The organism is Psychromarinibacter sediminicola (assembly GCF_029168335.1).
Lineage (GTDB): Bacteria > Pseudomonadota > Alphaproteobacteria > Rhodobacterales > Rhodobacteraceae > Psychromarinibacter > Psychromarinibacter sediminicola.
This window is the reverse complement of record NZ_JARGYC010000024.1, coordinates 37,899-63,083: the sequence shown is the minus strand read 5'-3', so window position 1 is coordinate 63,083 and position 25,185 is coordinate 37,899. Positions and strand designations below refer to the sequence as shown.

Annotated in this window: 25 protein-coding genes; 8 read left to right on the top strand and 17 right to left on the bottom strand. The window is 66.8% G+C overall.

The annotated features are described in order from the left end of the window. Positions 1-26 precede the first annotated feature (26 nt). On the bottom strand, positions 27-422 hold the full coding sequence (locus P1J78_RS11025; protein WP_275567403.1) for a carboxymuconolactone decarboxylase family protein: 396 nt from the start codon (positions 420-422) through the stop codon (positions 27-29). 102 nt (positions 423-524) lie between these two features. Between P1J78_RS11025 and P1J78_RS11020 the strand changes: the two genes are divergently transcribed. Together P1J78_RS11020 and P1J78_RS11015 are read left to right on the top strand one after the other, a co-directional pair. Continuing rightward, positions 525-1,406 (top strand): fumarylacetoacetate hydrolase family protein, encoded by an 882-nt coding sequence (locus tag P1J78_RS11020; RefSeq protein WP_275567402.1) that lies wholly within the window; start codon positions 525-527, stop codon positions 1,404-1,406. A gap of 380 nt (positions 1,407-1,786) precedes the next feature. After that, entirely contained in the window at positions 1,787-2,647 is an 861-nt protein-coding gene (locus tag P1J78_RS11015) for a transporter substrate-binding domain-containing protein (RefSeq protein ID WP_275567401.1), read from the top strand. Positions 2,648-2,957: 310 nt separating this feature from the next. Here the strand turns inward: P1J78_RS11015 and P1J78_RS11010 are convergent, their stop codons facing one another. The 6 genes from P1J78_RS11010 to P1J78_RS10985 are packed head-to-tail and all read right to left on the bottom strand — an operon-like array spanning position 2,958 to position 8,823. Beyond that, positions 2,958-4,199 carry a four-carbon acid sugar kinase family protein gene (locus P1J78_RS11010; protein WP_275567400.1) on the bottom strand — a complete coding sequence of 414 codons (1,242 nt, stop codon included), beginning with the start codon at positions 4,197-4,199 and terminating at the stop codon, positions 2,958-2,960. A gap of 2 nt (positions 4,200-4,201) precedes the next feature. Next, positions 4,202-5,458, bottom strand: a complete 1,257-nt coding sequence (locus tag P1J78_RS11005) for a ribulose-bisphosphate carboxylase large subunit family protein (protein ID WP_275567399.1) — start codon at positions 5,456-5,458, stop codon at positions 4,202-4,204. Between the two features lies 1 nt (position 5,459). Then, on the bottom strand, positions 5,460-5,996 hold the full coding sequence (locus P1J78_RS11000) for a VOC family protein (RefSeq protein ID WP_275567398.1): 537 nt from the start codon (positions 5,994-5,996) through the stop codon (positions 5,460-5,462). A gap of 7 nt (positions 5,997-6,003) precedes the next feature. Continuing rightward, complete coding sequence (locus tag P1J78_RS10995) at positions 6,004-7,281, bottom strand: TRAP transporter large permease (RefSeq protein WP_275567397.1); 1,278 nt, start codon at positions 7,279-7,281, stop codon at positions 6,004-6,006. Next, a complete protein-coding gene (locus P1J78_RS10990; protein ID WP_275567396.1) occupies positions 7,278-7,781 on the bottom strand; it encodes a TRAP transporter small permease in 504 nt (167 codons plus the stop codon). The genes P1J78_RS10995 and P1J78_RS10990 overlap by 4 nt, the downstream gene beginning before the upstream one ends. 31 nt (positions 7,782-7,812) lie before the next feature. After that, the gene (locus P1J78_RS10985) at positions 7,813-8,823 is read right to left on the bottom strand and encodes a TRAP transporter substrate-binding protein (RefSeq protein WP_275567395.1); all 1,011 of its coding nucleotides are present in this window, start codon (positions 8,821-8,823) and stop codon (positions 7,813-7,815) included. Positions 8,824-8,972: 149 nt separating this feature from the next. Between P1J78_RS10985 and P1J78_RS10980 the strand changes: the two genes are divergently transcribed. From P1J78_RS10980 to P1J78_RS10955, 6 genes are all read left to right on the top strand, one after another. Next, entirely contained in the window at positions 8,973-9,971 is a 999-nt protein-coding gene (locus P1J78_RS10980) for a LacI family DNA-binding transcriptional regulator (protein ID WP_275567394.1), read from the top strand. A gap of 393 nt (positions 9,972-10,364) precedes the next feature. After that, positions 10,365-11,294: an ArsR/SmtB family transcription factor gene (locus tag P1J78_RS10975; RefSeq protein ID WP_275567393.1), complete on the top strand. Its 930-nt coding sequence runs from the start codon at positions 10,365-10,367 to the stop codon at positions 11,292-11,294. Positions 11,295-11,449: 155 nt separating this feature from the next. Beyond that, a complete protein-coding gene (locus tag P1J78_RS10970; RefSeq protein WP_275567392.1) occupies positions 11,450-12,700 on the top strand; it encodes an extracellular solute-binding protein in 1,251 nt (416 codons plus the stop codon). 76 nt (positions 12,701-12,776) lie between these two features. After that, complete coding sequence (locus tag P1J78_RS10965; protein ID WP_275567391.1) at positions 12,777-13,652, top strand: carbohydrate ABC transporter permease; 876 nt, start codon at positions 12,777-12,779, stop codon at positions 13,650-13,652. Then, positions 13,649-14,488 (top strand): carbohydrate ABC transporter permease, encoded by an 840-nt coding sequence (locus P1J78_RS10960; RefSeq protein ID WP_275567390.1) that lies wholly within the window; start codon positions 13,649-13,651, stop codon positions 14,486-14,488. Before P1J78_RS10965 ends, P1J78_RS10960 begins: the two co-directional genes overlap by 4 nt. 49 nt (positions 14,489-14,537) lie before the next feature. Beyond that, positions 14,538-15,599, top strand: a complete 1,062-nt coding sequence (locus tag P1J78_RS10955) for an ABC transporter ATP-binding protein (RefSeq protein WP_275567389.1) — start codon at positions 14,538-14,540, stop codon at positions 15,597-15,599. 183 nt (positions 15,600-15,782) lie between these two features. On the opposite strand, the gene P1J78_RS10950 is transcribed toward P1J78_RS10955, so the two are convergent. From P1J78_RS10950 to P1J78_RS10905, 10 genes are all read right to left on the bottom strand, one after another. Beyond that, complete coding sequence (locus P1J78_RS10950; protein WP_275567388.1) at positions 15,783-16,547, bottom strand: ABC transporter ATP-binding protein; 765 nt, start codon at positions 16,545-16,547, stop codon at positions 15,783-15,785. Further along, positions 16,544-17,584: a FecCD family ABC transporter permease gene (locus P1J78_RS10945; RefSeq protein WP_275567387.1), complete on the bottom strand. Its 1,041-nt coding sequence runs from the start codon at positions 17,582-17,584 to the stop codon at positions 16,544-16,546. The genes P1J78_RS10950 and P1J78_RS10945 overlap by 4 nt, the downstream gene beginning before the upstream one ends. Continuing rightward, positions 17,581-18,588 carry an ABC transporter substrate-binding protein gene (locus tag P1J78_RS10940; protein WP_275567386.1) on the bottom strand — a complete coding sequence of 336 codons (1,008 nt, stop codon included), beginning with the start codon at positions 18,586-18,588 and terminating at the stop codon, positions 17,581-17,583. The genes P1J78_RS10945 and P1J78_RS10940 overlap by 4 nt, the downstream gene beginning before the upstream one ends. Positions 18,589-18,815: 227 nt before the next feature. Further along, positions 18,816-19,235 (bottom strand): nuclear transport factor 2 family protein, encoded by a 420-nt coding sequence (locus tag P1J78_RS10935; protein ID WP_275567385.1) that lies wholly within the window; start codon positions 19,233-19,235, stop codon positions 18,816-18,818. Positions 19,236-19,248: 13 nt separating this feature from the next. After that, positions 19,249-20,064 carry a GNAT family N-acetyltransferase gene (locus tag P1J78_RS10930; RefSeq protein ID WP_275567384.1) on the bottom strand — a complete coding sequence of 272 codons (816 nt, stop codon included), beginning with the start codon at positions 20,062-20,064 and terminating at the stop codon, positions 19,249-19,251. Positions 20,065-20,081: 17 nt separating this feature from the next. Continuing rightward, a complete protein-coding gene (locus P1J78_RS10925) occupies positions 20,082-20,789 on the bottom strand; it encodes an aspartate/glutamate racemase family protein (protein WP_275567383.1) in 708 nt (235 codons plus the stop codon). Next, complete coding sequence (locus P1J78_RS10920) at positions 20,789-21,661, bottom strand: ABC transporter permease (RefSeq protein ID WP_275567382.1); 873 nt, start codon at positions 21,659-21,661, stop codon at positions 20,789-20,791. The genes P1J78_RS10925 and P1J78_RS10920 overlap by 1 nt, the downstream gene beginning before the upstream one ends. 4 nt (positions 21,662-21,665) lie before the next feature. Continuing rightward, positions 21,666-22,499 (bottom strand): ABC transporter permease, encoded by an 834-nt coding sequence (locus tag P1J78_RS10915; protein ID WP_275567407.1) that lies wholly within the window; start codon positions 22,497-22,499, stop codon positions 21,666-21,668. Positions 22,500-22,615: 116 nt separating this feature from the next. Then, positions 22,616-23,887: an ABC transporter substrate-binding protein gene (locus P1J78_RS10910; protein WP_374213244.1), complete on the bottom strand. Its 1,272-nt coding sequence runs from the start codon at positions 23,885-23,887 to the stop codon at positions 22,616-22,618. Between the two features lie 37 nt (positions 23,888-23,924). Beyond that, the gene (locus P1J78_RS10905) at positions 23,925-24,923 is read right to left on the bottom strand and encodes an ABC transporter ATP-binding protein (RefSeq protein WP_275567381.1); all 999 of its coding nucleotides are present in this window, start codon (positions 24,921-24,923) and stop codon (positions 23,925-23,927) included. Between the last annotated feature and the right edge of the window lie 262 nt (positions 24,924-25,185).

Sequence of the window (25,185 nt, the reverse complement as noted above, 5' to 3'; positions counted from 1 at the left end):
GGGGGATCGTTCTGACGCCGCCGTTCTCAAAGCTCACCTCGCTCTTTGAGCACTTCCGTCAAGATCCGGTTGGCGTCCAGCGCGGCCGGCCCGCCGCAGTAGAAGGCAATCTGAAGAATGGCTTCTCGGATCTCCTCCTTGGACAGACCGTTGTTGAGGGCTCCGTTCACGTGGATTCTGAACTCGTGTGGCCGGTTCAAAGCCGCGATCATGCCGAGGTTCAGCAGAGAGCGCGCGCGGCGGTCCAGGCCCGGCCGGTTCCAGATCTCGTTCCAGCAGTACTCGGTCGTCAGTTTCTGCAGAGGCCAGCCGAACTCGCCTGCGTTGGCGAGCGATTTCTCGACATATTCGTCGCCGAGGACCGCCTTGCGAGTCGCGAGCCCGTCGTCGAAACGCTCACCTGCCGAGGATGTGTCGGTCATGAAGAACTCCTTCTTGCTGCATGTGCCATTTGGCTTGAGTCGGCGGTGATGAATCCCTAAAATCGGACATGTCTCACCGTATATCGAACATAAGGAGAAAAGATGAAACTGGCCAGCTATATTTCTCAGGGAATTCCAAGCTTTGGTGTCTGGCAAGAGTCCGGCATCATCGACATCCCTGCGCTATATCAGACCAGCGGAACCAGCGGCGCACCGGCGTCCGTTGTCGAGCTGATCGAACGTGGGCCGGCACTCATGGAGACCATCAAGGCCATGGCTGCCAATGCCGATCCCGCGGCGCACCGCACCCCTGCGGATGTCGAACTGCTTCCCAGCGTGCCGCGCCCGCCCAAGTTCTTCTGCATCGGGCGGAACTATGTCGAGCATGCGAAGGAAGCCGGGTTCGAGATGAGCCCCAACCCGATCATGTTCAACCGCTACAACGCCACACTGATCGGCTCCGGGCAGAACGTCCTATACCCGAAGGTGTCCGAGCAGCTGGATTGGGAAGGCGAGCTGGCCGTCGTGATCGGCAAGCCGCACAAGGGCCAGATCGCCGTCGAAGACGCGATGGATCATGTCTTCGGCTACACCGCGTTCAACGATATCACCGTGCGCGACTACCAGTTCCGCACGACCCAGTACATCGCGGGCAAGAACTTCCGGACCACGGGCCCTCTCGGACCGGTGATCGTGACGGCGGATGAACTCAAGGATCCGCACAATGTCGAAATCGTCACGCGCGTGAACGGCGAGCAGATGCAGAAGGACAACACCGCGTCGATGTATTTCGACGTGCCCTTCATCATCAATCACCTGTCGGAGTTCATCGACCTCGAAGCGGGCGACGTGATTGCAATGGGCACCCCGGCCGGCGTCGGGTTCAAGCGCAACCCGCCGATCTTCCTCAAGCCGGGCGATGTCGTGGAAGTGGACCTCAGCGGTATCGGCGTTCTGAAGAACACCGTCGTCGAGGACAGCTGACGCACGCCCGCTACCGACCCCGGAGCCTCCCGACCTCTCATTCCGCTGTGCCGTGGCGCCCCCTTCTCGGAAGGCGCCGCGGCACAGAGGACAGGACTCTGGAGCCGGGCATGACCTCCCGTACAATCGACGATTTCGAGACGGCGTACCGGCGTCCCGAATCCTGGCGTTTCGCATGACGATGGGATCGCCTCCGGGGCATGCCGCACCGGCAGCTCGTGGATGGCATCGGGCCCGGCGAGCGCCCCGCCAGACGGGCCAGGCCAGCCAGGCGACGCCGCGCCGTTTCCCGAATGTCACAAGGCGATGTGATGGGTCACGAAGGCGGCGCAGATAACATCTGCTTGGGACAAAAGCCCAGCCAAGCAAGGGAGATTACGATGCTAAACACAATAAACAAGATGGGGGCGCTTGCAATCGGTGCTTTGATTGCCGGCACATGGCAGACCGCCGCCGTGGCGGAACCGGATGCGGACCTGGTTGCCAAGCTCCCCGAACAAATCGTGGAATCGGGAGTCATCAAGGTGGGTGCGCCGCGCACGATCCCGCCGCACGTCTATCTCGAGGATAACGAACTGACGGGTGTCGCCGTGGAACTGGCGCACGCCATGGAACCGATCCTGGGCGTCACCTTCGATTTCCGCGACATGCAGTGGCCAGGGATCATTCCCGGCCTGCAAAGCGGTGCGATCGACCTGTCCATGGGGATGATCAGCTTCCGCGAAGAGCGCAAGGAAATCCTGAACATGATGCCGTACATCAAGGATGCCATTTCCGTTCTGGTCCCTGTGGACAACACCGACATTACCAGCGACGACACCACGCTGTGCGGAAAGCGCGTCGGCGCGGTTCAGGCAAGCTGGTTCGTCGAGCTGGCCAACGGTGCTGCGGACCGCTGCGAAGAGGCCGGGCTGGAGAAACTGACCATCCAGCAATACTCCGGCAATGCCGGCGTGCTCGCCGCGTTCCAATCGGGCGCCGTCGACGCCTGGCTTCACACGGCGGTCGAGCTTACGGCGATCATCGTGGCGCTGGACGGCCAGGCCAAGCTGGTCAACATGGAAGGCGACAACTGGAAAACCGGCAACCTGACCATCGCAACGGGCAAGGCGCATTCCGACCTCGCCGAGGCGATTGACGGCGCCCTGGATCAACTCGTCGAGAACGGCACCTACCAGGAAATCCTGGACAAGTACGATGTCGGCGCGCTCGCCCTGGAGTCGATCGAGATCAATCCCTAAAACACCCGTGTGCTCCGGGCTTTCCGCCCGGAGCACATACACGTCCTTCCGCGAACATCATCCGCCTGTTTGACTGACATGACGGATTCGGTTGTTGGTCGTGAAATTCCGTGCGTGATCTCCGGGCGACCTGACGCCCTGACAATCGGCGGCCGAGACCGCCAGGAAGATCATGTCATGACACGGAATACCGATCTCTCGCGCCTTTCGCCCCTGCCCGACCCATCCCCATAGGACGCGACACAGTCGCATTTGAGATGCGATGCGGGTGTTTGCAGAGCTGGCCCTGCGCCCGGCGCTCAGCGTCCGGCTACTGTGTCTTGCGCCCGGGCGCAAAGCAAAGGACCTGCCCGACGATGTCGTCGAACAGCGACAGCTTGCCCACCTGCCCCCCCTTCAGCACGATCGGCAAGGACGGCGCGTCCTCGAAATCGGCCCTGCACAGGGAGACACCGGGGTCGATGTCGCCCTCGTAGGCGATGGCATGAGGCGCCAGACGCCGCAGGATGGCGCTGGACGTGTCGCCGCCGGCAACGAGAAGCGCCCCGGCGTCGCCGCCGCCCAGGATGTCGGAGACGAGGTCTGCGGACAGGCGCGCCAACTCGTGCGGCGCGTTGGCGTCCCCTGTGGTGTCTTCGAGAGACAGAAGGACGTGCTGGCCGCTGGCCAGGGCTGCGGCCGCCTCGGCCCCGATTGTCCGGTGCTCCGTGGGGTCGAGAAGCGACCGGGGCGGAACGGGGAGGCGCGCGAACGCGCCGGCCCTGGCCACCTGTTCCGCACTGACCGCGGAGCGGCTTCCGGCGAAGGCGAGGACCGGCGCTCTCAGCCGCTGTCTGGCGACAGGGCGTGGCGCCGCCGCCCCCATAACGGCCTCCGCGACGCTGCTCGCGCCGGCCGCAAGAACCGGCGCCGCCCGGCGCAAATGCCTTCCGATCCTTTCGATGTCGTCCGCCTCCAGCGCGTCGAAAAGCACCGGGCCTGACTCCGACCACGGCGCATCCGCGTTCAGGGACGAATGATCGACACGCGCCGGACGGGCGCCGCCGAGCCCGGCGAAGTGCAACGCCAGATCGCTTTCCGTCATCGGCGTGACGGGATGGACCCGCATGACCGGGTGGCGGTCGATCCGATGCACCCCGCCGTCGGCGGCCCGCGCGAACAGATGACCGAAGATGCAGTAGCGCCCGAGGCTCGGCTGCCCCCCGACAATGGCTTGCCGCGCGATGCCCGTGGCCCGGGACAAGGCCGCCATGCTGCGGGCGAAGTTGCCGGTCGTGGGCGAACTGTCGAAGGTGGAACAGATCTTGAGGTGCAGGATGTCGGGCCGATGCGGCGCAAGGCGGTTGCCGATCCGCTCCATCAGCGCGTCGAGGCGCTCGTTGTCCAGCGCACGCGCCCCGGTCGCGATGCCGAAGGCGTCGAGCCCCTGCACCTCGTCCGGCGACGGGACGTCGAGGAACAGCCGCACGGACCGGCCGGCCCGCGCCAGCGTCGCCAGCGTGTCGGTCGCGCCGGTAAAGTCGTCGGCGACGAAGACATAGGCGGGCGGCACGGTCAGCGCCCGCCGAAGGTTTCGAGCGCCATCGCGAGCGCCTTCGACCGGCGGGCATGCTCGGACAGATCCGCGCCGGCCGACACCGCCTCCCACGCGGCGCGCAGGCTCTCGACGCCGCCGCCCGGCCCGTCGGGATGCGCGAGGATGCCGCCTCCGGCCAGGAACATGAAGTCGCGCGCCTGCCCGATCCGGTCGTAGGTCAGCCCGAGCGTGCCGGCCCATTGCCCCGACGAGAACACCGGCATCACCCGGTCGTCCGTGTCGCCCAGCGGCGTCAGGCAGCGGCGTGCGGCGTCCGCCACCTCTTCGGTCGGGTCCGCGAACTTGCCGCCCATGCCATGCACGTGCAGGTGATCGACGCCGGCGAGCCGGTACAGGACCTGCCAGGCCGGGAAGGCGATGCCGAGCGCGGGGTGGCGGCCGAAAGCGCCGAAGCCGTTGCGGTGCCCGTGAATCGCAAGCGGCGTGTGCCGGCGCAGCGTCTCGATACCCGAGAGCCCGCACCAGTTCAGCGAGGCCATCACACAGCTGCCGCCCTCGGCCGCGACGTGATCGGCATGTCGGCGCATCGCGTCCACCTCGTCGGTGACGTTGAACGCGATCATGACGCTCCGGCCGGTCTTGTCGCGGTGGCGCCGCACCACATCCATCACCGCCGAAACCCGCTCGGCCACCGGCGCGCAGGCGGGGTTGCCCACGATCTCGTCGTCCTTGATGAAGTCCACTCCGGCCTCGCAGAGGGTCTTCACCAGTGCCGCGATCTCATCCGGCGACATGCCGATATTCGGCTTGATGATCGTGCCGAACAGCGGGCGCTCGTCCACGCCGAGCGCCTTGCGCGTGCCCGCGATCCCGCAGGCCGGACGCGCGAAACGCGCGCGGTAGTCCGGCGTGACCGTCACGTCCATGAGTTTCAGCGCCGTGATCTCGCCGAGGTCGAACAGGTTGCCGGCGACCACCGCGGCAAGAGTGGGCAGGTTGGCGCCGACATTCTCCTCGGGGTAGTCGATTTCCACTTCCGCACGACGCCAGAGACCGGCCTGGCCCTTGCGCTCAAGGTAGGCGCTCGACAGCGTCGGCGCATCGCGCTCCTCCACCACCCGCACCGATCTTACCCGCGCGCCATGGCGCTCGCGGAGTTCGTCCGTCTCTCCCGGAACGCGGACGAAGGTGCCCGCGCTCTGCTCTCCGGCCATCATCGCCGCGACCTTTTCGGGGTCGAGCGGCGTCTCCAGAAGATAGCGGGCGCCGATCATCTCAGGCCTCGAGCGACGGGAAGGGACGGACGGGATCGGATCCGTCCCAGCCTTCGCTGGCGGCGCGGATCATCTCGAACATGCGGCCCTTGGGTCCGACGACCTCCGACAGCTCGATCACCGTGCCCGGATGCGCCTCGCGGTCGAAATAAACGAAACGCCCGTTCTCGCCCACGCAGCCTTCCATCTGTACCTTGAACCCCTGCTTCCGCATGAGAGCGAGATCGTCGTCGAACGCCTTTGTCCAGAAAGCCACGTGCTGCAGCCCCATGTTCCCGGCCTGCATGAAATCGCGGTACATCGAGGGGGCGTCGTTCCGCGTCTGGATCAGTTCGATTTGTATGAACCCGGAATTCGCGAGCGCCACGGAATTCTCCACCTCGAAGGGCTCGCCGCCGTAGTGATACCCCTCGATCGGCACGCGCGGGTTGTAGAAGAACGGGCCCACCCCCATCACGCGGGACCAGTGGTCCATCGCCGCCTCGATATCCGGCACGACATAGCCAAGCTGGCGGATTTCGCCGAGAAGTCTGCTCATGGGTACCTCAATTCATGATGAGTTCGGGCAGCCAGGTGGAGAGCCCGGGAAAGAGCGTCACCACGGCCAGCGCCACGAAAAGGGGGATGTAGAAGGGCAGCACGCCGCGCACCACTTCGCTGAAGTCCATCTTGGTGATGACCGACACCATGTAGAGGCTCATGCCGATAGGCGGCGTCAGCAGGCCGATCATCAGGTTCAGGACAAAGACGACGCCCAGCTGTTCCGGCGGCACGCCCGCCAGCAGCATCGTCGGCGCGACGATGGGCGCGATGATCAGGATCGCGGCGATGGATTCCAGGAACATGCCGGCGACCAGCAGAACCACGTTCAGGATCAGCAGCAGGACCAGCGGGTCGCTGGACACGCCCAGAAGCCACTCGCCCGCCAGCGCCGGCACCCGACCGATCGTCAGCACCCAGGCGAAGAGCGCCGCGGTCGCCACGACGAACAGGATGTTGGCCGTGGCCTCGACCGTTTCGACAGCGGCGGTGAAGAAGCGCCGCGGCGTCAGCGTGCGATAGACGACGATGCCGATCAGCACGGAATAGGCCACGATCACCCCGGCCACCTCGGTCGGGCCGAAGTACCCGCTCAGCAGACCGGCGATCATCAGGACAGGGGCCAGCAGCGCCGGCAGGGAAATCGTGAACTTGCGGGCGAAGGCCGCGGCCGACGGCCTCACCGTGTCGCGCGGCAGATCGCGCAGCCGCGCCATCACCGCGATCTGGATCATCAGCGCCACGGTCACGACGAGCGCCGGCACCACGCCGGCCAAAAGCGCGCGCACGGCAGAGGTCTCGGCCGCGGTGGCGAAGATGATCAGCGGGATCGAGGGCGGAAAGATCGGACCGATCGTGGCCGCCGCGATGGTGATGCCCGCGGCGAAGCGCTTGGAATAGCCCTGCTCGGACATCATCTTGATCTGGATGCCGCCCAGCGCGCCGATATCGGCGAGCGCCGCGCCGGACATGCCGGAGAACACCAGGCTGACCAGGACGTTGACCTGCGCCACCCCGCCCCGCAGCCGGCCGACGATCATCCGCATCAGCTCGAACAGGTGATTGGTGACGCCCGTGGCGCTCAGCAGCGTGGCGGCGAAGATGAACAGGGGCACCGCCAAGAGCGGCGTCGAGTCGAGCGCGTTCACGCTGCGCTGCGCCAGCACGTTCAGCGGCAGGTCATGGATCAGGATCGTGATCGCCGAGGACAGGCCGAGGCAGACCGCGACCGGCACGCCCAGGACCAGCCCGGCACCGAAGAGAAGCAGAAGCGTCAGGGTCATGCGCGCCGTTCGCCTCCGCGCACGAGTTCGGCCAGCCGCAGGATCGCGACCAGTCCCAAAAGGACGATCCCCAGAAGCGCAGGGATGTAGAAGATCATGTTCGGGATCCCCAGCGCCGGCGTCTTGAACCGCGCCGCGCGGTCCAGAAAGCCGGCGAATGCGACCAGGCTGATCCCGGCGAAGGCCGCAACGGACAGGTCCGACACCGCCAGAACCGCCGCCCGCGCCTTGCCGGCGAGTCGGTCCGGCAGGAATTCGACCGCGATGTGGGAACCGCGGTCGAGAAGGTGCGGAATGGTCAGGTAGACGAGCGCGATGCCGAACCACCGCGCCAGCTCGTCCGCCCAGGGCAGACCGAGGGAAAAGACGTTCCGGGCCACGACCTGCCCTGCCACCAGCGCGGAGATCGCCACCAGCAGCAGGACAGAGATCCAGAGCCCGGCCCGGGCGACGGCACCGAGTGCCCCACGCAGGGTGGCGATCACACCGGTCTCGGCCATCGCTTCGCTCTCCTCCCCCGGCGGCCGTCGATCACTCGACGGCTTCGACCTGCTCGTAGAAGTCGCCGTACTGGTCGCCGAACTCCGCGTCGATGCGCTCTTCGACCGAGGCGCGGAAGGCCTCGACATCCAGCCCGTCCTCGGGGCCGATGATCGTCATGCCCAGCTCTTCCAGCTTGGCCTTGTCCTCGGTCTCCGAGGCGATCACGTATTCGGTCGCCTTCTGGCGCACTTCCTCGGCCGCCGCCTGCAGCGCCGCCTTGTGCTCGTCCGACAGGCCCTGCCAGGTGTCCTCGTTGATCAGGACGACCTCGGCCGCGACGATGTGCCGGGTCTCCATCATGTGGCTTTGCACCTCGTAGAGCTTGTGCGCCACCGCCACGTTCACCGGGTTCTCCTGGCCGGAGACGACGCCGGTCGCGAGCGCGGTCGGCACCTCGGACCAGTCGATCGGCACCGGCACGGCGCCGAGCCCCTCGACCGCGGCGGTGTAGATCGGGAACGGGATCGAGCGGATCTTGACCCCCTCGAGGTCGGCCGGCGTCTTGATGGCCCGGTCGGCCGTCAGGTTCCGCGCCCCGAAGTAGAAGGCGTAGAGCACGCGCACGCCGGCCGCCTCGATCAGCTCTTCGTTGAGCTGCTGCATCACCGGCGAGTCGGTATCCACCACCTTCATCAGGTGATCCACGTCGCGATACAAATACGGCGTGTCGAAGGCGGCGAAGGGCGGGTGCAGCGAGCCGATGGCCCCGGCCGTATTGTGCGACAGCGCGATGGTGCCGGTGGACACCCCCTCGGCCAGTTCCTGCAGCTTGCCGAGCTGCGACGACGGGAAGACCTGCACCTCGATGGCCCCGTCGGTCCTCTCGGCGATGGCCTCGGCCAGCCAGTCCGCCTGCATGCCGGCAATGGAATTCGGCGCGTTCATATGTCCGTAGCGCAGGGTGATGTCCTGTGCGTAGGCGGCGCCTGCCATGCTGGCGGCGACCACGACGGCAGAGACGGTCCGGCGCAGCGGCGCCTTGGTGATGAAGTCGAGCATGTATCTCCTCCCAGGGTGATGGTTTTTGATGGAGCGCTTTACAGCGGCGCCAGAAAAACCCATGCTTTCGAGAGTATTTCGCAACGCGGCTTCGATACAGGGTTCGATCATGATGGTTTTTGATGTCTTCTGAGAGGGCCGGCCGCAGCTTGACCACGATCCCCGAAATCGCCCGCGCTGCCGGTGTCTCCACCGCCACGGTGGACCGGGTGCTGAACCGCCGCACGCCCGTCCGCGAAAGCACCTCGCGCCGCGTTCTGGATGCCGCCTTCTCGCTGGGCTACGTGACATCCTCCGACGTCGAACGGCTCAGCGAGTCCGAGCCGCTGACCCTCGCCTTCCTGTTGCCGCGCGGCACGAACCCCTATCTGGCCCTCGTGAACCACCGCGCCCATGCCTTCGTCGAGCGCAACCGCCGCGATGCGCGGGTGAAGAGCTATTTCATCGACGGGTTCGACCCCGACGAACTCGCCCGTTCGATCCGCCATTTCGCGCGACGCGCCGATGGCGTGATCTTCATGGCCATCGACCACCCGAAGGTCCGCGCCGCCACGGACGAGATCGTCGCCTCCGGCAAGCAGGCGATCACCTTCATCTCGGACATCTCCACCTCGCGCCGCCATGCCTATGTCGGCATCGACAACTTCGCCGCCGGGCGCACAGCCGCCCTGATCCTCGGGCGTTTCAACGGCGGACGCGAGGGGCGCGTCGCGCTCATCGCCGCCAGCCGGATCTACCGCGCGCACATGGAGCGCGAAGTCGGCTTTCTGGGGCTGGTCGAGGAACGGTTCCCGGGCCTTTCGGTGTCCGCCACCCGAGAGGGGCACGACGACCGGGACGAGAACTACCAGCACACCCGCCGGCTTCTCGACAAGCATCCCGACATCATCGGCCTCTACAACGTCGGCGGGTCGTCCGACGGGATCGGCCGGGCGCTGCGAGAGAGCGGGCGCGCACAGGACATCACCTTCGTCGGACATGGGCTGACCCGCGACACACGCGCGATGCTGGCGGACGGAACGATGGACGCGGTGATCACGCAGGATCCGGACGCGCTGTTCGAGGCCGCCGTTCTTGCGGCGACCAAGGGAACTCCGCCGGTGGTGACGGCAGAGCTGTATCTTTCGGAGAACATGCCGCCGGAGTGAAAGCCGCCCAATTCGTCAAACGCGGGGGCGGGATCGTCCGCCCTGCCCCGTCGCCAGCCCGTCGCGGTACGGCCGCGCCTTGACCGACCCACGCGGACGGACATTCGGACAAGAGACCTCTGGCGACAGAACACGCTGCGATACCAATCCGGTAGGCGCATCACGATCTTGATGCTCATCAACACATTCGTCCCGCGCCAGTACCGCCCGCCCGTCGTCCCGCGCGACATCTCACGGTCGGGCACGAAGGGACCGGCCCTGATCAGATCTAGTTACGTCGCGTGAATTTCGGCGACAGCGCGCGACCGATCGATCCCTTTCCTCAAGTTTTCAGTTGTTGTCGCCCGACAGTATCGGTATTTCGGATATATATCGTAACTCGGGTCGAGCGTAATGAACGGCAAATTCATCGTCGTGGACCCCGTGAAGGACTTTGCGATCCTGAAAGGGCTCGCGTCTCCAACGCGGGTCAGCATCCTGACTCTCCTTCGCGAAAACGGGCCCACGAACGTCAACGTGATTGCCGAAAGGCTCGGCCTGCCGCAATCCTCGGTGTCGACCAGCGTGCGCATGCTGGAAGACGCGGGGCTGGTGCAGACCGAGGCGCGCAAGGCCCGGAAAGGCACGCAGAAGATCTGCCGGGCGATCTATGACGAGCTGGTCATCGCCTTCAACCGGGACGTTGCCGAGACCGCGGACCGCACCATCGAGGTGTCGATGCCGCTGGGCCTCTACTCGCAGTGCGAGGTAACGGGACCTTGCGGCATCTGCGCGCCCGACGGCATCATCGGCCTTCTGGACGTGCCGTCGACGTTTCTCGAACCGGACCGCATGAAGGCGTCGCTCCTGTGGTTCACGAGCGGTTTCGTGGAGTACCAATTCCCCAACAACGCCAAGGTACTGGGCGCCGATCTTGAAGCGGTCGACCTGTCGATGGAGGTCAGCTCGGAAGTTCCCGGCACCAATGCCGACTGGCCTTCGGACATCTCGGTCTCCTTCAACGGCACAGAGCTGGGAGTCTGGACCTCGCCCGGCGACTACGGCGACAAGCGCGGACAGCTGACGCCGGACTGGTGGAAGCTCAGAGGATCCCAGTACGGCATGCTGAAGACATGGTCGGTCACGCGCGCGGGCACCTTCGTCGACGGGGTCCGGATCTCCGACGTGTCCATCCGCGATCTCGATCTGACAGAGCACCGCTCCGTTCGCGTTCGAATCGAGGTCAAGGCGGACGCTCAGCACCCCGGGGGGATAAATATCTTCGGGCGCGGGTTCGGGAACTACGATCAGGACATCCTGCTGCGCCTGCGACGGCGGACCTGACCGGCCCCTGGCCCCCGCTGCCTGCGCGGCCCTCCAAGCCGCTTGACGACGGCGCGCCCATTGCCTCAATATCCTCAAAGTAGATTTATATCCAAAATGCTGATTTGCCGGGGGCCACCCCGGCCGGCATCAACAAGTGAAAAAGGGAGGAAGAAATGAAAGACCGCTGGAAATCGAGTACCGTCCTGGCAGGGGCGCTCCCCGCGCTCGTTCTCGGGACGTTTGCCACCTCGGCCGCCGCGCAGGACGCCATACGGGTCATCAGCCACCGGCAGCCGGCGCTGGAATACTACACCGAGCAGATGGTCGACGCCCTCCCCGAGGGCCGGGTGACGATCGAGTTGATGCCGATCGACAAGGAGCTCGAACTCGCGTCGATCACGATGTCGTCCGAGTCCGACGCGATCGACGTCGTCTATCTGAACGACTCGGCGTTCAAGCGTTTCGCTGCAAACGGCTGGCTGGAACCGCTGGACGATCTCTGGGAGAAGTACAAGGACGAGTACGACCTTGACGACTTCCCGCAGTCGGTCGTCGATGCCGTCAGCTATGACGGACATATCTATTCCATGCCGATCCTGACGAACACCGAGCTGTTCTTCTACCGCAAGGACGTGCTGGACGAGGCCGGCATCGCGCCGCCTTCGACGATGAGCGAGTACATGGACGCGGCGGCCGAACTGGACTCGCCGCGCATGGCCGGCACCATCATGTCGCTGAAGCCGGTCGACGCCGCGCTGAACGAGGCGCACTGGTACATGAACGCCATCGGCGACGGGTGGTTCGACGAGGACTGGCGCCCGATCTTCAACAACGAGGCGGGCGTCGAGGCGATCACGATGCTCAAGGAGATGTCGGAATACGCGCCGCGCGGCTTCACCTCGCATGCCAACGACGAGTCCACGATCAACCTTCAGCAAGGCCTGGCCGCGATGGGGCTGCAGTGGTTCACCCGCGCCGCGGCGATGGACAACCCCGAGCAGTCCCGCGTCGTGGGCAAGATCCACTGGGTCGCACCTCCGGGCGGGGGCGCGCGGGTCGCCAATGACGGCTTCGCGATCTCGAAGTTCTCGAGCGCCGACAAGGAAGAGGTGTTCAAGATGCTGGCCGAGGCCGCCAGCCGGGAGAGCATGCGCGAGGGGGCGAAATTCGCGATGCCGCCGAGGCTTTCGCTGCTGGAGGATCCCGACCTGGCCGAAGAGTTCCGCTGGTACCCGGCGGCGCGCGACGCGCTGGAAAGCGGCAAGCCGTTCCCGGCGATGCCCGACTTCCTGGACGTGGGCGAGATCGTGACGCGGCACATCCTGCGCGCGGTGACCGGCGAGGCCGAGGTCAAGGCGGCGCTGGACCAGGCAGCGGCCGAGACCGAGGAACTCCTGGCCTCGCGCGGCTACTACGACCAGTGAACGCAGAGGCGCCCGCGATCCCGGGCGGATCGCGGGCGTCGTCCGTTTCGGCCCGAGGATAAGGAGACCTCCAGGCATGGTGCGCTGGCAGCGGGGGCTTTGGCTCTTTTTCCTACCGAGTTTCGGCCTGCTGGCCGTCGTCCTGCTCTGGCCGCTGGGCTACGCCATCTACCTGAGTTTCTTCGACTATTACCTGGGGTCGGACGCCCGCACCTTCATCGGCCTGGGCAATTACGCCGACCTGCTGTCGGAGACGCGGCTGTGGCGGTCGATGTGGACGACGATGCTGATCGCCTTCGGTTCGGTCGGGCTGGAATTCGTCGTCGGCTTCGCTCTGGCGCTGGCGCTCTACCGCCTGCATCGAAGCGCCAAGGTCTTCTCGGTGCTTCTGTTTCTGCCGCATATCGTGACCCCCGTCGTCGCGGCGCTGTTTTTGAAATGGATGCTCGCATCGAACTGGGGGTTCATCGACGCGACGCTTCTGACCTTCAACATCGAGCCGCAGGACTGGCTCGGCAGCCCCTTCTGGGCGAAGGTCAGCGTGATCCTGGCCGATGCCTGGGTCTTCACGCCATTGATCATGATGGTGCTCTACGCGGCGTTGCAGGGGCTGGACACCTCGCTGATCGAGGCCGCGCAGATCGACGGGGCAAGCAACTGGCGCATCCTGCGGCACGTCATCATCCCGTCGCTCATCCCGGCGATCATCTTCACGATCTCGGTGCGCCTGATGGACGTCTTTCGGTTCTTCGACATCATCTACGTGCTCACCGGCGGCGGCCCGGGCACGGCGACCGAGACCATCACGATGTACACCTATCAGCTCGGCTTCCGGATGCTGGAAGTGGGCAAGGCCTCGGCGCTCGGCGTCATCACCCTCGTTCTGGTTGCCGCGCTTCTGCTGGCGATCAACCGCACCCTGAACAAGACCTACAGGGGAGGTGACCGATGAGCGTCGATGCCGTCAGCCGGCGCCAGCGCGACACCTATCTGATCTTCATCGCGCTCTGCGTCTTCACCTTCATCAACCTGACGCCGCTGATCTGGGCGGTGCTGACCTCGCTCAAGGATCCGCGGGACGCCTTCACGATCCCGCCGACGATCATCTTCGAGCCGACGCTCGAGTATCACTACGAGGTCTGGTTCGAGAACGACTTCTTCCGCTATCTCAAGAACAGCCTGATCATCTCGCTCGGCACCGTGCTGGTCTCGGTTCCGGCCGGAAGCCTGGCGGCCTATGCCCTGTCGCGGATCCCGCGGCGAAGCGCCGGACCGATCCTGAGCGCGCTCTTCACGATCCGGATGTTCCCGCACATGCTGCTGGCGATTCCCTTCTTCGTGATGGGTACCTTCCTTGGCATGATCGACACCTATCCGCTGCTGATCCTTGCGCTGGTCGCCATCAACCAGCCCTTCACGATCTGGCTGATGCACGGGTTCTTCCTCGAAATCCCGCGCGACCTGGACGAGGCCGCCGCCATCGACGGCTGCACCAGCTGGCAGGCGTTCCGCATCGTGATCCTTCCGCTTGCCCGGCCGGGGATGACGGTTGCCGCCCTGTTCAGCCTGCTGTTGTCCTACAACGAGTTCCTTTTCGCCCTTGTCCTGACGGGGACGACGACCAAGACGCTGCCGGTCGCAATCGCCTCGTTCGGGGGCGAGGACATATCGGCCTGGTCGCTTTCCGCGGCCGGTGCGATCGGGATCATGCTGCCCATCGTCCTGGTGATGCTGGTGCTCCAGCGGCACCTGGTCCGCGGGCTGACCGCGGGGGCGGTGAAGGGATGAGTTACGACACGCACAGGACCGACCGCGACATGCTCCGGAGAATGAGAACATGGCACCTCTGACCGTTCGGCAGGCGACCAAGTCCTTCGGGTCCGTGCAGGTCCTGCACGGCGTCGACGTCGACATCGAGGACGGCGAGTTCGTCGTTCTCGTGGGGCCGTCGGGCTGCGGGAAGTCGACGCTCCTGCGGCTGATCGCGGGGCTGGAGGACATCACCTCGGGCGACATCCTGATCGACGGCAAGGTGGTCAGCCGACTGCATCCGAAGGACCGGGACATCGCCATGGTGTTCCAGTCCTACGCGCTCTACCCGCATATGACGGTGGCAGAGAACATGGGCTTCTCTCTGCGGATGCGGGATGTGGGCAAGTCCGAGCAGGACCGAAAGGTTCGCGAAGCGGCCGGGATCCTCGGGCTGACCGACCTGCTCGACCGATATCCGCGCCAGCTCTCCGGCGGCCAGCGGCAGCGCGTGGCGATGGGGCGCGCGATCGTGCGCGATCCAAAGGTCTTTCTGTTCGATGAGCCCTTGTCGAACCTCGACGCCAAGCTCCGGGTGCAGATGCGCGCAGAGATCCGCGAGCTGCAAAAGGCGCTCCGGACGACCATCGTCTACGTCACGCACGACCAGATCGAGGCGATGACGATGGCCGACAAGATCGTCGTCATGCGGGACGGCCGGGTCGAGCAGATCGGCTCGCCGCTTGAGCTGTACGACAGGCCTGCCAACATGTTCGTCGGCGGGTTCATCGGGTCGCCGGCCATGAACCTGTTGCACGGGCGGGTCTCGGAGGATGGACGTTCGTTCACCACGGACGACGGTGCCGATATCGCCTTTTCCGAGGCGGTGTCGCCCGCGCCGGGGCGCCAGGCCGTCCTGGGTCTCCGTCCGGAGGATTTCACCATAGCGGATGGCGGGACGCCCGCGACCATTCGCCTTATCGAGCCGACCGGCGCCGACCTGCTGATCAACTTCGACCTCGGAGGGGAGCCGATAACCGCGCTGTTCCACGAACGCCTGGCGCTCCGGGAGGGAGAGACCGTCGGCCTTTCGGTGCCCTCCAACAAGGTGCATTTTTTCGATCCCGATTCCGGGGCCAGAATCGAGTAGGCGGGCGAAAGACCGCCAACCGACCAATACCCGTCAGGCCCGGCGCGGGTCGCCCCCGGCGTCCCGAAACGCGACGTCGAGCGCATGGCGCGGGCCGGGTGTCGTGCAGATCGGCCGGCACACCGGATGTGTCCGACCGCCAGGCATGCGCAGCCCCCGGCGGGCCGGCAGGGAACGGCCCCCTCATTCCGGTCTGAACCGGATATGCGGCCGGCCGGTATCGGACAGCCCGGTGATATCGGCGGCAACCCGGAACACCTCGCGCAACAGCGCCCGCGTCAGCACGGCGTCCGGCGTGCCGCAGGCCCGCACCGCGCCCTCGTCCAGCACCACGATCCGGTCGCAGAACATCGCCGCGAGGTTGAGGTCGTGCAGGGCGACCACGCTCGTCAGGTCGAGATCCCGCACCATGCGCAGGATCTCGATCTGGTGATGGATGTCGAGGTGGTTGGTCGGCTCGTCGAGGAACATCACCTGCGGCGTCTGCGCCAGCGCCCGCGCGATATGGACGCGCTGACGCTCGCCCCCCGACAGGGTCTGCCAAGCCTGGGCCCGGTGCCCGGTCATGTCGACGCGCGCAAGTGCCGTGCTCACCGCCGTCTCGTCCGCCTCGGACCAGCCCGCCAGGGCCGAGCGATGCGGCGTCCGCCCCAGGCGCACGACATCGCGGACGGAGACATTGGTGTCGGTCGCCGCGCTCTGCTGCACGAAGGCGACCTGCCGCGACAGCGCCCTCCGGGACACCTGCGCGATGTCCTGCCCGTTGATCTCGACCCGCCCGGAGAGCGGCCTTTTCAACCCGGCCAGCAGCCGCAGGAGCGACGACTTGCCCGACCCGTTGGGACCGATCAGGCCCAGCGTCTCGCCCGGCGCGACCGACAGGGACACGTCCGTCACGATGGTCTTGCGCTTGACGCCCCAGTGCAGGTTCTCGGCGACCACGCTCATGCCTGGGGCCTCGCCCGATAGAGGATGATGGCGAAGAAGGGCACGCCGACCAGCGCCGTGACCACGCCGATCGGCACCGTCTGCTGCGCCGCGACCACCCGCGAGACGATGTCGGCGATGACCATGAACACCGCCCCCACGACGGCGCAGGCGGGCAGAAGGCGCAGATGCAAGGGCCCCACGACGTAGCGCGCCGCATGCGGCACGACGAGGCCGACAAAGCCGATGGCCCCGACCATGCTGACGATGGTCGCGGTCAAAAGCGCCGTCACCCCGAACAGCACCAGCCGGATGCGCCCCACCGGCACGCCGAGCGCCGCCGCGTCCTCGTCGCCGAAGGTGAAGGCGTCGAGCGCGCGGCCCATCAGGATGCAGATCGTCAGGCTGAGGAGGACGACCAGCAGCAGCAGCTGGAAGTCCGGCCAGCGCACGCCGCCGAAACTGCCCAGCAGCCAGAACATGACGTCCCGCGCCTGCTGGGCATTGCCCGAGGTCGTGACGATGTAGGAGGTCAGCGCGTTGAACAGCTGCGACGCGGCCACGCCGGCCAGGATCGTGTGATTGGGTCCGCTGGTCGCCCCGTTGGACAGGAGCGCCACCAGCGCGAAGGCGGCGAAGGCCCCGGCGAACGCCCCCAGCGACAGCGACAGGCTGCCCGCCCCGATCCCCAGGACGATCACGCAGACCGCCCCGGTGGAGGCCCCCGCCGAGACGCCCAGCACGAAGGGCTCCGCCAGCGGGTTGCGCAACAGCGCCTGCAGGATCGCGCCGCAGATCGCCAGCCCGGCGCCGGCCAGCGCCGCCACCAGCGCGCGGCTCAGGCGCAGGTTCCAGACCACGCTCTGCTCGATCGGCGCGACGTCCGCCCCGGTCAGGCCAAGCTCGTTGGTGACGGCCAGAAAGACCGTGCCCAGCGCGATGCTGTAATCGCCGATCGCCGTCGCGGCGGCGACGGCGAGGATCAGGACCAGCAGGGACAGGAAAAGGACAAGGGCGAGGCGGCCAGCCTCGCCCTGCCGGTCAGCCTTCGCCGTCACGGCAGATCGAGCGCCTCGAGCTGCTCGGCCACCTGCTCGGCGCCGTAGAGCGTGCGGATGCTCGGGTTCATCGCCGCCCCGCTCATGACCACGATACGCCCCTCTTGAACAGCCTCCATCTGGCTGACGGTCGGGTCGGAGGTCAGAAAGTCGATCTTGTTCTCCGCGGTATCCAGGTCCCAGCGATTGCGGTCCACCTGCGCCACCACGAAGACCGTCGGATCCGCGGCCATTATGCCTTCCCATCCCAGGGCCGGCCAGTCGGCCTCGGTCTGGATCGCGTTCGTTCCGCCGAGGATGTCCGCGATGTAGCCCGACGGGCCGTAACCGCCGCCGAGATAGGCGTCATCCGCGGGCGACGGGCTGGAGAACCAGAATACGAAGGTCAGATCCTCGTTCTCGCCGAACTGCGCGCGCAGGGCCGCTTCGCGCGCCTTGAAATCCGCGATCAGCGCCTGCCCGCGCTCGGCCACGTCGAAGATCCGCGACAAGTCCTCGATCTCCTTGTAGAGCAGGTCCATGCTCCAGAGCTCGTCGCGCGACCCATAGGCGTCGCCCGCATCCAGCGTCGTCGAACAGGCGCTCGGCGAGAGGTAGGTGGGGATTCCCAGCGACTCGAAGTCCGAGCGCTTGGCAACCTTGCTGTCGGGGCCGAGCAGCGTCGTCAGCATCGCGGCGACGAAGTCGGGCTGTTGCGACAGCACCGCCTCCAGCGACGGGAATTCCACCGACAGAACCTCGACCTCGCTGTTGGCCTCGGCCAGTTCCGGCAGCACGTCGTTGGGCCAGAAGGCGGTTGCGGCCATGCGGTCCTCCAGCCCCAGCAGCAGCATGATCTCCGCGCTGTTCTGCCCCAGGGCCACGGCGTTCTGCGGAGCGTTCTCGAACGTGACGGTCTGCCCGCAATTCTCGATCGTCAGGGGATAGCTGGTATCGGCGTGCAGGGCCGTGCCGGCGAGCATCAGTGCCGCGCTTGCGAACGCCAGGGTTGAGTTGGTCGGCACGTTGAGCCTCCATTCCTGAGTAATATGGTCGGACGCTCGCTACAGGCATTCGCCCGCTCCATCAAGAGCGTTTTACTCAGGTATTTGTCGGAAAACGCGCCCGCGATCCCTGTGGACCGGCGGCCGTTCGGCGCTATCGAGCATTTCGGGGCGGGCCGCCCCGGGGCCACGTGAAGTCTATCGACTACGTCATCGGGCGGCAGCCGGAGCGGCCGCGGACGCCAGGATCACAACGGCGCCTCCGCAAGCCCCGCCTTCGCCAGGAGAATCTCCGCGCTGTCGTTCCAGACCTCGGTACGGACGATCAGCCCGTCCCGCACCGCGAAGAAGTCGACATAGCGGTTGCCGTCGAACGCCTCGCCATCGGGCCACTCGCCGTAGAGGTGGCCGGTGTTCCAGACATGCACGTCGCCGGTCTCCGGATTCAGTACCGCGTCGGTGCGCAGGAACCGTTTCTTCACCCAGCCGTAACGCTTCGCGTTGAAGGCCGGCGGGTCGCCGGGGCCAGCCATCTCGCGCCCGCCGGTGAAGACGATACGGCAGTCGGGCGCCATGTAGCGGCGCGCGCCGTCCACGTCGCGCGCCATCGAGCGGTCGAGGTAGGCCTCCACCACGCGCTTCGCCTCGGCCACCGGGTCATCGCTCATGGGTCGCTCCTGTTCAGCCGAGTTCGAAGGTGGTGACCCCGAAGGTGCGGGCGAGGTCCTGCTGCGGCGCGGGGCCGCGCCACATCCGCGCGGTCTCGAAGTCGGGGGCGAGACCGCGCGCTTCGGCCAGCGCGCGCGCGTCGTCGTTCGGTTCGGAAACGTCGAGGCTCAGCCGTTCGCCGGCGGCCAGCCCCGCGAGACCGTCGAGCACCGCCTCGGCCGCCGCCCGGTCCCGGGCGAAAAGCGGGCCGACCTTATGGCCCTGCACACAACGCCGCAGGACGCCGAGTCCTGCCAGCGCCCCGTCGCGGATCAGCGCGCGGGCCTGCCGGCTGGGATCGCCGGTAAGCCAGTTAAGCAAGAAGGCGCTGCGGTCGTAGCCGGTCACCGCGCGGTCGAGTGAAAGCGCGGCGTCGATATGTCCGGCGGCCAGGGGCACCGTCTCGTCCGGCCCGGCCGGCGCCACGACGCCGGAGTACCGCAGGTTGCGGTGCGACAGCACAAAGCCGGAGCGGGCGTAGTTGGCCTGTTGCGCCGGCACGCCGTCCAGCCCGGTGGTGCGCGGCGCGAGACGCGCCATCCCCGCCTGCCAGAGCGCATAGCCGACCCCCTGCCCCCGAAAGTCGGGGCCGCAGATATAGAGGCCGAGGAACGCGGTCGCGTCGCCGAACCGGACGATGGACAGGCTGGCGGCCGGGGTGCCGTCCACCTCCGACACCAGGAAGCCCTCCGGATCGGCGGCGCGGAACGCCGCGGCATCCGCGATGCCGGGATTCCAGCCCTCGGCCTCGGCCCACGACAGAACGAGGTCGAGGTCGGTGGGCGTCATCCTGCGGACCGTACCGGTCAAGACGCGGCCGTCTTCCGGGGAAAGGCATAGCCGCCGCGCTTGGACGTGCGCAGCCCCGCCCCGGCGAGCGCGGCCGCGAGGGACAGGCCCGCCGCGATCCCCTCGATCACGGGGCAGCCGAACTCCTCGGAGAGGCTCGCGGCGAGCGACGCCATGCCGGCGCAGCCGAGCACGATGGCGTCCGCCCCGTCGTCGTCCAGCGCCGCGGCGGTCTCGCGCCGGATCGCCGCCAGCGCCTCCGGCGTGCCCGCGTCGATGTCGAGTACGGGAACACCGGCCGCCCGAAGCCCGGCGCAGCGCGCCGCCAGCCCGTAGCGGGCGAGGTTGCCGCGCAAGACCGGCAGCGCCTCGGGGACCGAGGTGACCACGGCGAAGCGGTCCGCCACCAGCGTGGCGCAATGCGCCGCGGCCTCGCCGATGCCGACGACCGGCGCGCGAGCGACGCAGCGCGCGGCGTCCAGGCCGGTGTCGTCGAAGCAGGCGATCACATGGGCGTCCACGCCCTGCGCCTCGGCCTCCTCGATCCGTTGCAGCATCCACGGCACCGCCATCGCCCCGTCGACGGGCCCCTCGATGGAGAGCGGACCACCGGCCGCGCCGGTCACGGTGACGGTGACGCCGGCGGGGGCGGCCGCCTCGGCGGCGCGGGCGATGCCCGCCGTCATCTCGGCGCTGGCGTTGGGATTGACGACATGCAGGTGCATCAGCCGCGCTGGCGCCTCCGCTGCAGCAGCGAGGCCAGGGTGAACATCATGATCACCAGCAGGATCGACCCGCCCGTCGTCGCGGTGCCCAGCGCGTAGATCTCCGGGTCGGTCACGGTGGTCGTCTTGGCGGCGAGCTGCATGGGCAGCGTGTTGTCCGCGCCCATCACCTGGCTGGAGCGGGCCAGCTCGTCCCATGACAGGGTAAAGCCGAACACCGCGACACCGATAAGGAACGGCGCGATCATCGGCAGCGTTACGTGCCGGAACGTCTGCCACGGCGTGGCGCCGAGGTCGCGGGCGGCCTCCTCGTAGGCGGGATCGAAGCGGTTGAACACGGCGAACATGATAAGCAGCCCGAACGGCAGGGTCCATGTGAGATGCGCGCCGAGGCCGGAACTGAACGGCCCGAGCGCCGAGACGAAATCATTCTGGATCCATTCGATCCCCAGGTCCATGCCGATCGCCTTGATCGCGTCGTCGATCAGGCGGAATTCCAGCGCGATGCCGAGGGAGACGACGATCGAGGGCACGATCAGGCTGGCGATGGCGACGTAGAGCAGCAGCGTCGCGCCGCGGAACCGGCGGCGGAAGGCAAGCCCCGCCAGCACCGAGATCGTCACCGTCAGCACCATCACCAGCAGCGCCAGCTTCAGCGACCGGCGCAGTGCACCCCCGATCTCGACCTGGCCGCCGCCCTGCCACAGCTTGTCGAACCAGTGGGTGGAGACCCCGTTCATCGGGAAGACGAGCCCGCCCTCCGGCCCCTGGAAGGACAGCACGAGGACCGAGATCATCGGCCCGTAGAGAAACAGCAGGAACAGCGCGAAAAAGCCGGCGAGGACGTAGAAGGAGCGGGGGCGGGTGTCCATGGGCTCAAAGCTCCTTGCGGATGTCGACGAGCCGCAGCAGCGCCCAGACCCCGGCCAGCACCGCGGCCAGCAGGATCACCGCGTTGGCGGCGGCCAGCGGGAATTGCAGGAACTGCATCTGCGTCTGGATCACCTTGCCGACCGAGGCGATCTGCTGCCCGCCCATGATGCCGATGGTCAGGAAGTCGCCCATCACCACCGTCACCACGAAGATCGACCCGATCAGGATGCCCGGCCGGGCCAGCGGGATGATCACGGCGGTCAGCGTCTGCAGCCCGCTCGCGCCGGAATCCCGCGCCGCCTCGATCAGCGCGCGGTCGATGCGCATCAGCGAGTTGAAGATCGGCACCACCATGAACAGCGTGTAAAGGTGGGTCAGCGCCAGGACGACCGAGAAATCGGAATAGAGCAAGCCCTCCAGCGGCGTGTCGATCACGCCCATGCCGACAAGCGTCTGGTTCACCAGACCGTTCCGGCCGAGCAGCGGGATCCACGAGATCATGCGGATCACGATCGAGGTCCAGAACGGGATCGTGCAGAGCAGGAAGAAGATGACCTGCACCTTCAGCGTGTGGACGTGGAAGGCGAGGAAATAGGCGACGGTGAAGCCGATGGTCAGGGTGCAGGCCCAGACGATCAGGCAGAATTTCAGCGTCGAGAGATAGGTCACGAACGTCGTGCAGAGGTCCGGCAGATCGCGCAGGCAGCCGTAGAACACGTCGCCGTAGTTCTGGAACGTAAAGGCGGGTTCGATGGAATACTGCGTGTATTGCCAGAAGCTCACCACGATCGTGGCCGCCAGCGGCAGGACGAAGAAGATCAGGAAGACCAGCGCCATCGGCGCCGCCTGCAGATATGGCGCGGCACCGTGCCCTTCGCGCCGCGCGCGGCGGCGCGGGGCGCGGCCGGAGGCCCGGGTCTCCCGGGCCTCCGCGATGGCTTCGACCGCGTCGCTCACGCCGCGATGAACTCGTTCCACTTGCGGACCATGTACTGGTTCTCGTCCATGACCGCGTTCCAGCAGGCGACGGCGCCCATCCGTTCCCAGTAGGAGCCGCCGTCGCGCACCGCGCCGGCCTCTTCGAGCAGGCGCCCGTCGGGCGAATAGATGTCTTCGGCCGCCGGTTCGCCCTCGTACCAGTAATCCCACTCGTAGGGCTCCATGAAGCCCTTCGCGGTCTCCAGCACGGCCGGATAATAGCCCTGCTTCGACAGGTGCGCGCCGGCCCAGCCGGACAGGAACCAGTTGATGAACTCGTAGGCCGCGTCTTCCTTGCGCCCGTCGATGGTCTGCGGCAGGCCGAAGCCCGACGCCCAGGCGCGGTAGCCCTCCTTGAGCGGCTGGTAGACGCAAGGGATGCCCTGGGTGCGCACGGCGGTGACCGCCGGCGACCACATCGACTGGATCACCACCTCGCCCGAGGCCATCAGGTTCACCGATTCCTGGAAGTTCGACCAGAAGGCGCGGAACTGGCCGGCGCGCTTCGCCTCGATCAGCTTCTCGATGGTGAAGTCGATCTCCTCGCGCGTCATGTTGCCCTTGTCGCCATAGGCGATGTCGCCGCGCGCCTCCAGCGCCATCGCCGCGTCCATGATGCCGATGGAGGGGATGTTCAGGATCGCCGACTTGCCCGCGAATTCCGGATCCAGCAGCGAGGCCCAGGACGAGATCTCCTTGTCGATCAGGTCGGGGCGGATGCCGAGCGTGTCGGCGTTGTAGGTCGTCGGGATCAGCGTGATCCAGTCGGTCGGCTCGGACGCGAAGGCGGTGGCGTCCTGGCCTTCGAGGTAGAGAACCTCGTGCGGCGCGGTGCCGTCCCAGCCGACCTTTTCGCCGTTGACGGTGCCCTCGGCGATGACGCTCGCCAGCTCGTCGATGCGGTCGATCCGGCTCGCGTCCATCCCCTTCATGTTGCCCGACGGCACGAGGTTCGGCAGCGAGAAATACTCCGAGTCGACGAGGTCGAAGGAGTTCGGCTGGGTGATGACCCGGCGCGGCACCTCGTCGGTGTTGACCGCGATATACTCGATGTTGATGCCGAGCTCTTCGCTCGCCTTCTCGGCGATCGCGGGCGACTGGTTCACCGCCGTCGACAGGTAGCGCAGGGTCACCGCCTCCTGCGCGTGGACGAAGGGCGCCGGGAAGGCCGCCGCGCCGGCCATCGCCGCACCGCCTTTCAGCACCCCGCGCCGGGTCGGGTTCGACTTTCGGAACATGTCTGTCATTCTCTCTCTCCTGTTGGGACTTGCCGGGCCGGGGCGCTCAGCCCTCGGCCGAAAGCTCGTGAACCGCCTCGGGGCGCCAGCCCACCGCCACGGCGGAGCCGATGTCCAGCGGGCGGTCGAAGAAGGCGCGTTCGCCGAGCACCGCGGTCAGCTCCTCGCCGCGCTCGGTTTCGAGCGACACGCGCACGTCGGGGCCGCGATATTCGATGTCGCTGACCTTGGCCGCGCGGTGGCTCTCGGGCGCCTCGCCCGGCGGCATCAGCGACACCTCGTCGGCGCGCAGCGTGATGGTGCGGCCGCCCTCCTCGATGATGTTGTGGCCGCCGATGAAGCGGGCGACGAAGGGCGTGCGCGGGGCGTTGTAGATCTCTCGCGGCGGACCCGCCTGGGCGATCCGGCCGTCGTTCATCACCACCACGAGGTCGGCCAGCGCCATCGCCTCTTCCTGGCTGTGGGTGACATGGATGAAGGAGATGCCGAGCTCTTTCTGGATCCGCTTCAGCTCGGAGCGCATCCGCACCCGCAGGAACGGGTCCAGCGCCGAGAGCGGCTCGTCCAGAAGCAGCACCGACGGCTCGGTCATCAGCGCCCGGGCCAGCGCCACGCGCTGCTGCTGGCCGCCCGACAGCTGGTTCGGCTTGCGGTCGGCGTAGTCCGCCATCGACACCAGGTCGAGCAGCTCCTTGGCGCGCGAGATCCGCTGGTCGCGCCCGACCCCCTTCATCCGAAGCGAGAACGCCACGTTCTCGGCCACGCTGAGATGCGGGAACAGGGCGTAGCTCTGGAACATCATCGCCGTGCCGCGCTGCGCCGGCGGATCCTCGTTGACGACCGTGTGGCCGATCAGGATGTCGCCGTCGGTGACGCTTTCGTGCCCGGCGATCATACGCAGGGTCGAGGTCTTGCCGCAGCCCGACGGCCCGAGCAGACAGCAGTAGCTGCCGGCCTTTACCTTGAGACTGATGGCGTCGACGGCAAGCGCGTCGCCATACCGCTTGGTGACTGCGGCCAGTTCGACAGCCTGGGCTTTGGTCATCTGCATCCCCCGAATTCGCCCTGAAAGGAGCCGCACCGGCGCTTGCGGTTCAAGACGGAGGGGGTCGCGGTTGCACATTTACCGGGCAACATCGTACGACTGCACAATTTATAGTCAGATTTTCGGGGCGCTGGTGAGATTTTGAGACGCGATTTCCATTCGAAGGCCCGGGGCCGGACCGGAATCACGGCTCCGGGTAGGCGTGCGCGCCGTGGTCTGATTTGCGGACATGGCCCGGGACCCGAAAGGCGGCGACGCGCGG

Bases quoted from the DNA above. Each gene is read 5' to 3' on its own strand.
- P1J78_RS11025 (WP_275567403.1), bottom strand. From the start codon at position 422: ATGACCGACACATCCTCGGCAGGTGAGCGTTTCGACGACGGGCTCGCG.
- P1J78_RS11020 (WP_275567402.1), top strand. From the start codon at position 525: ATGAAACTGGCCAGCTATATTTCTCAGGGAATTCCAAGCTTTGGTGTC.
- P1J78_RS11015 (WP_275567401.1), top strand. From the start codon at position 1,787: ATGCTAAACACAATAAACAAGATGGGGGCGCTTGCAATCGGTGCTTTG.
- P1J78_RS11005 (WP_275567399.1), bottom strand. From the start codon at position 5,458: ATGATCGGCGCCCGCTATCTTCTGGAGACGCCGCTCGACCCCGAAAAG.
- P1J78_RS11000 (WP_275567398.1), bottom strand. From the start codon at position 5,996: ATGAGCAGACTTCTCGGCGAAATCCGCCAGCTTGGCTATGTCGTGCCG.
- P1J78_RS10995 (WP_275567397.1), bottom strand. From the start codon at position 7,281: ATGACCCTGACGCTTCTGCTTCTCTTCGGTGCCGGGCTGGTCCTGGGC.
- P1J78_RS10990 (WP_275567396.1), bottom strand. From the start codon at position 7,781: ATGGCCGAGACCGGTGTGATCGCCACCCTGCGTGGGGCACTCGGTGCC.
- P1J78_RS10985 (WP_275567395.1), bottom strand. From the start codon at position 8,823: ATGCTCGACTTCATCACCAAGGCGCCGCTGCGCCGGACCGTCTCTGCC.
- P1J78_RS10975 (WP_275567393.1), top strand. From the start codon at position 10,365: ATGAACGGCAAATTCATCGTCGTGGACCCCGTGAAGGACTTTGCGATC.
- P1J78_RS10970 (WP_275567392.1), top strand. From the start codon at position 11,450: ATGAAAGACCGCTGGAAATCGAGTACCGTCCTGGCAGGGGCGCTCCCC.
- P1J78_RS10965 (WP_275567391.1), top strand. From the start codon at position 12,777: ATGGTGCGCTGGCAGCGGGGGCTTTGGCTCTTTTTCCTACCGAGTTTC.
- P1J78_RS10960 (WP_275567390.1), top strand. From the start codon at position 13,649: ATGAGCGTCGATGCCGTCAGCCGGCGCCAGCGCGACACCTATCTGATC.
- P1J78_RS10955 (WP_275567389.1), top strand. From the start codon at position 14,538: ATGGCACCTCTGACCGTTCGGCAGGCGACCAAGTCCTTCGGGTCCGTG.
- P1J78_RS10950 (WP_275567388.1), bottom strand. From the start codon at position 16,547: ATGAGCGTGGTCGCCGAGAACCTGCACTGGGGCGTCAAGCGCAAGACC.
- P1J78_RS10935 (WP_275567385.1), bottom strand. From the start codon at position 19,235: ATGAGCGATGACCCGGTGGCCGAGGCGAAGCGCGTGGTGGAGGCCTAC.
- P1J78_RS10930 (WP_275567384.1), bottom strand. From the start codon at position 20,064: ATGACGCCCACCGACCTCGACCTCGTTCTGTCGTGGGCCGAGGCCGAG.
- P1J78_RS10925 (WP_275567383.1), bottom strand. From the start codon at position 20,789: ATGCACCTGCATGTCGTCAATCCCAACGCCAGCGCCGAGATGACGGCG.
- P1J78_RS10920 (WP_275567382.1), bottom strand. From the start codon at position 21,661: ATGGACACCCGCCCCCGCTCCTTCTACGTCCTCGCCGGCTTTTTCGCG.
- P1J78_RS10915 (WP_275567407.1), bottom strand. From the start codon at position 22,499: ATGGCGCTGGTCTTCCTGATCTTCTTCGTCCTGCCGCTGGCGGCCACG.
- P1J78_RS10910 (WP_374213244.1), bottom strand. From the start codon at position 23,887: ATGACAGACATGTTCCGAAAGTCGAACCCGACCCGGCGCGGGGTGCTG.
- P1J78_RS10905 (WP_275567381.1), bottom strand. From the start codon at position 24,923: ATGACCAAAGCCCAGGCTGTCGAACTGGCCGCAGTCACCAAGCGGTAT.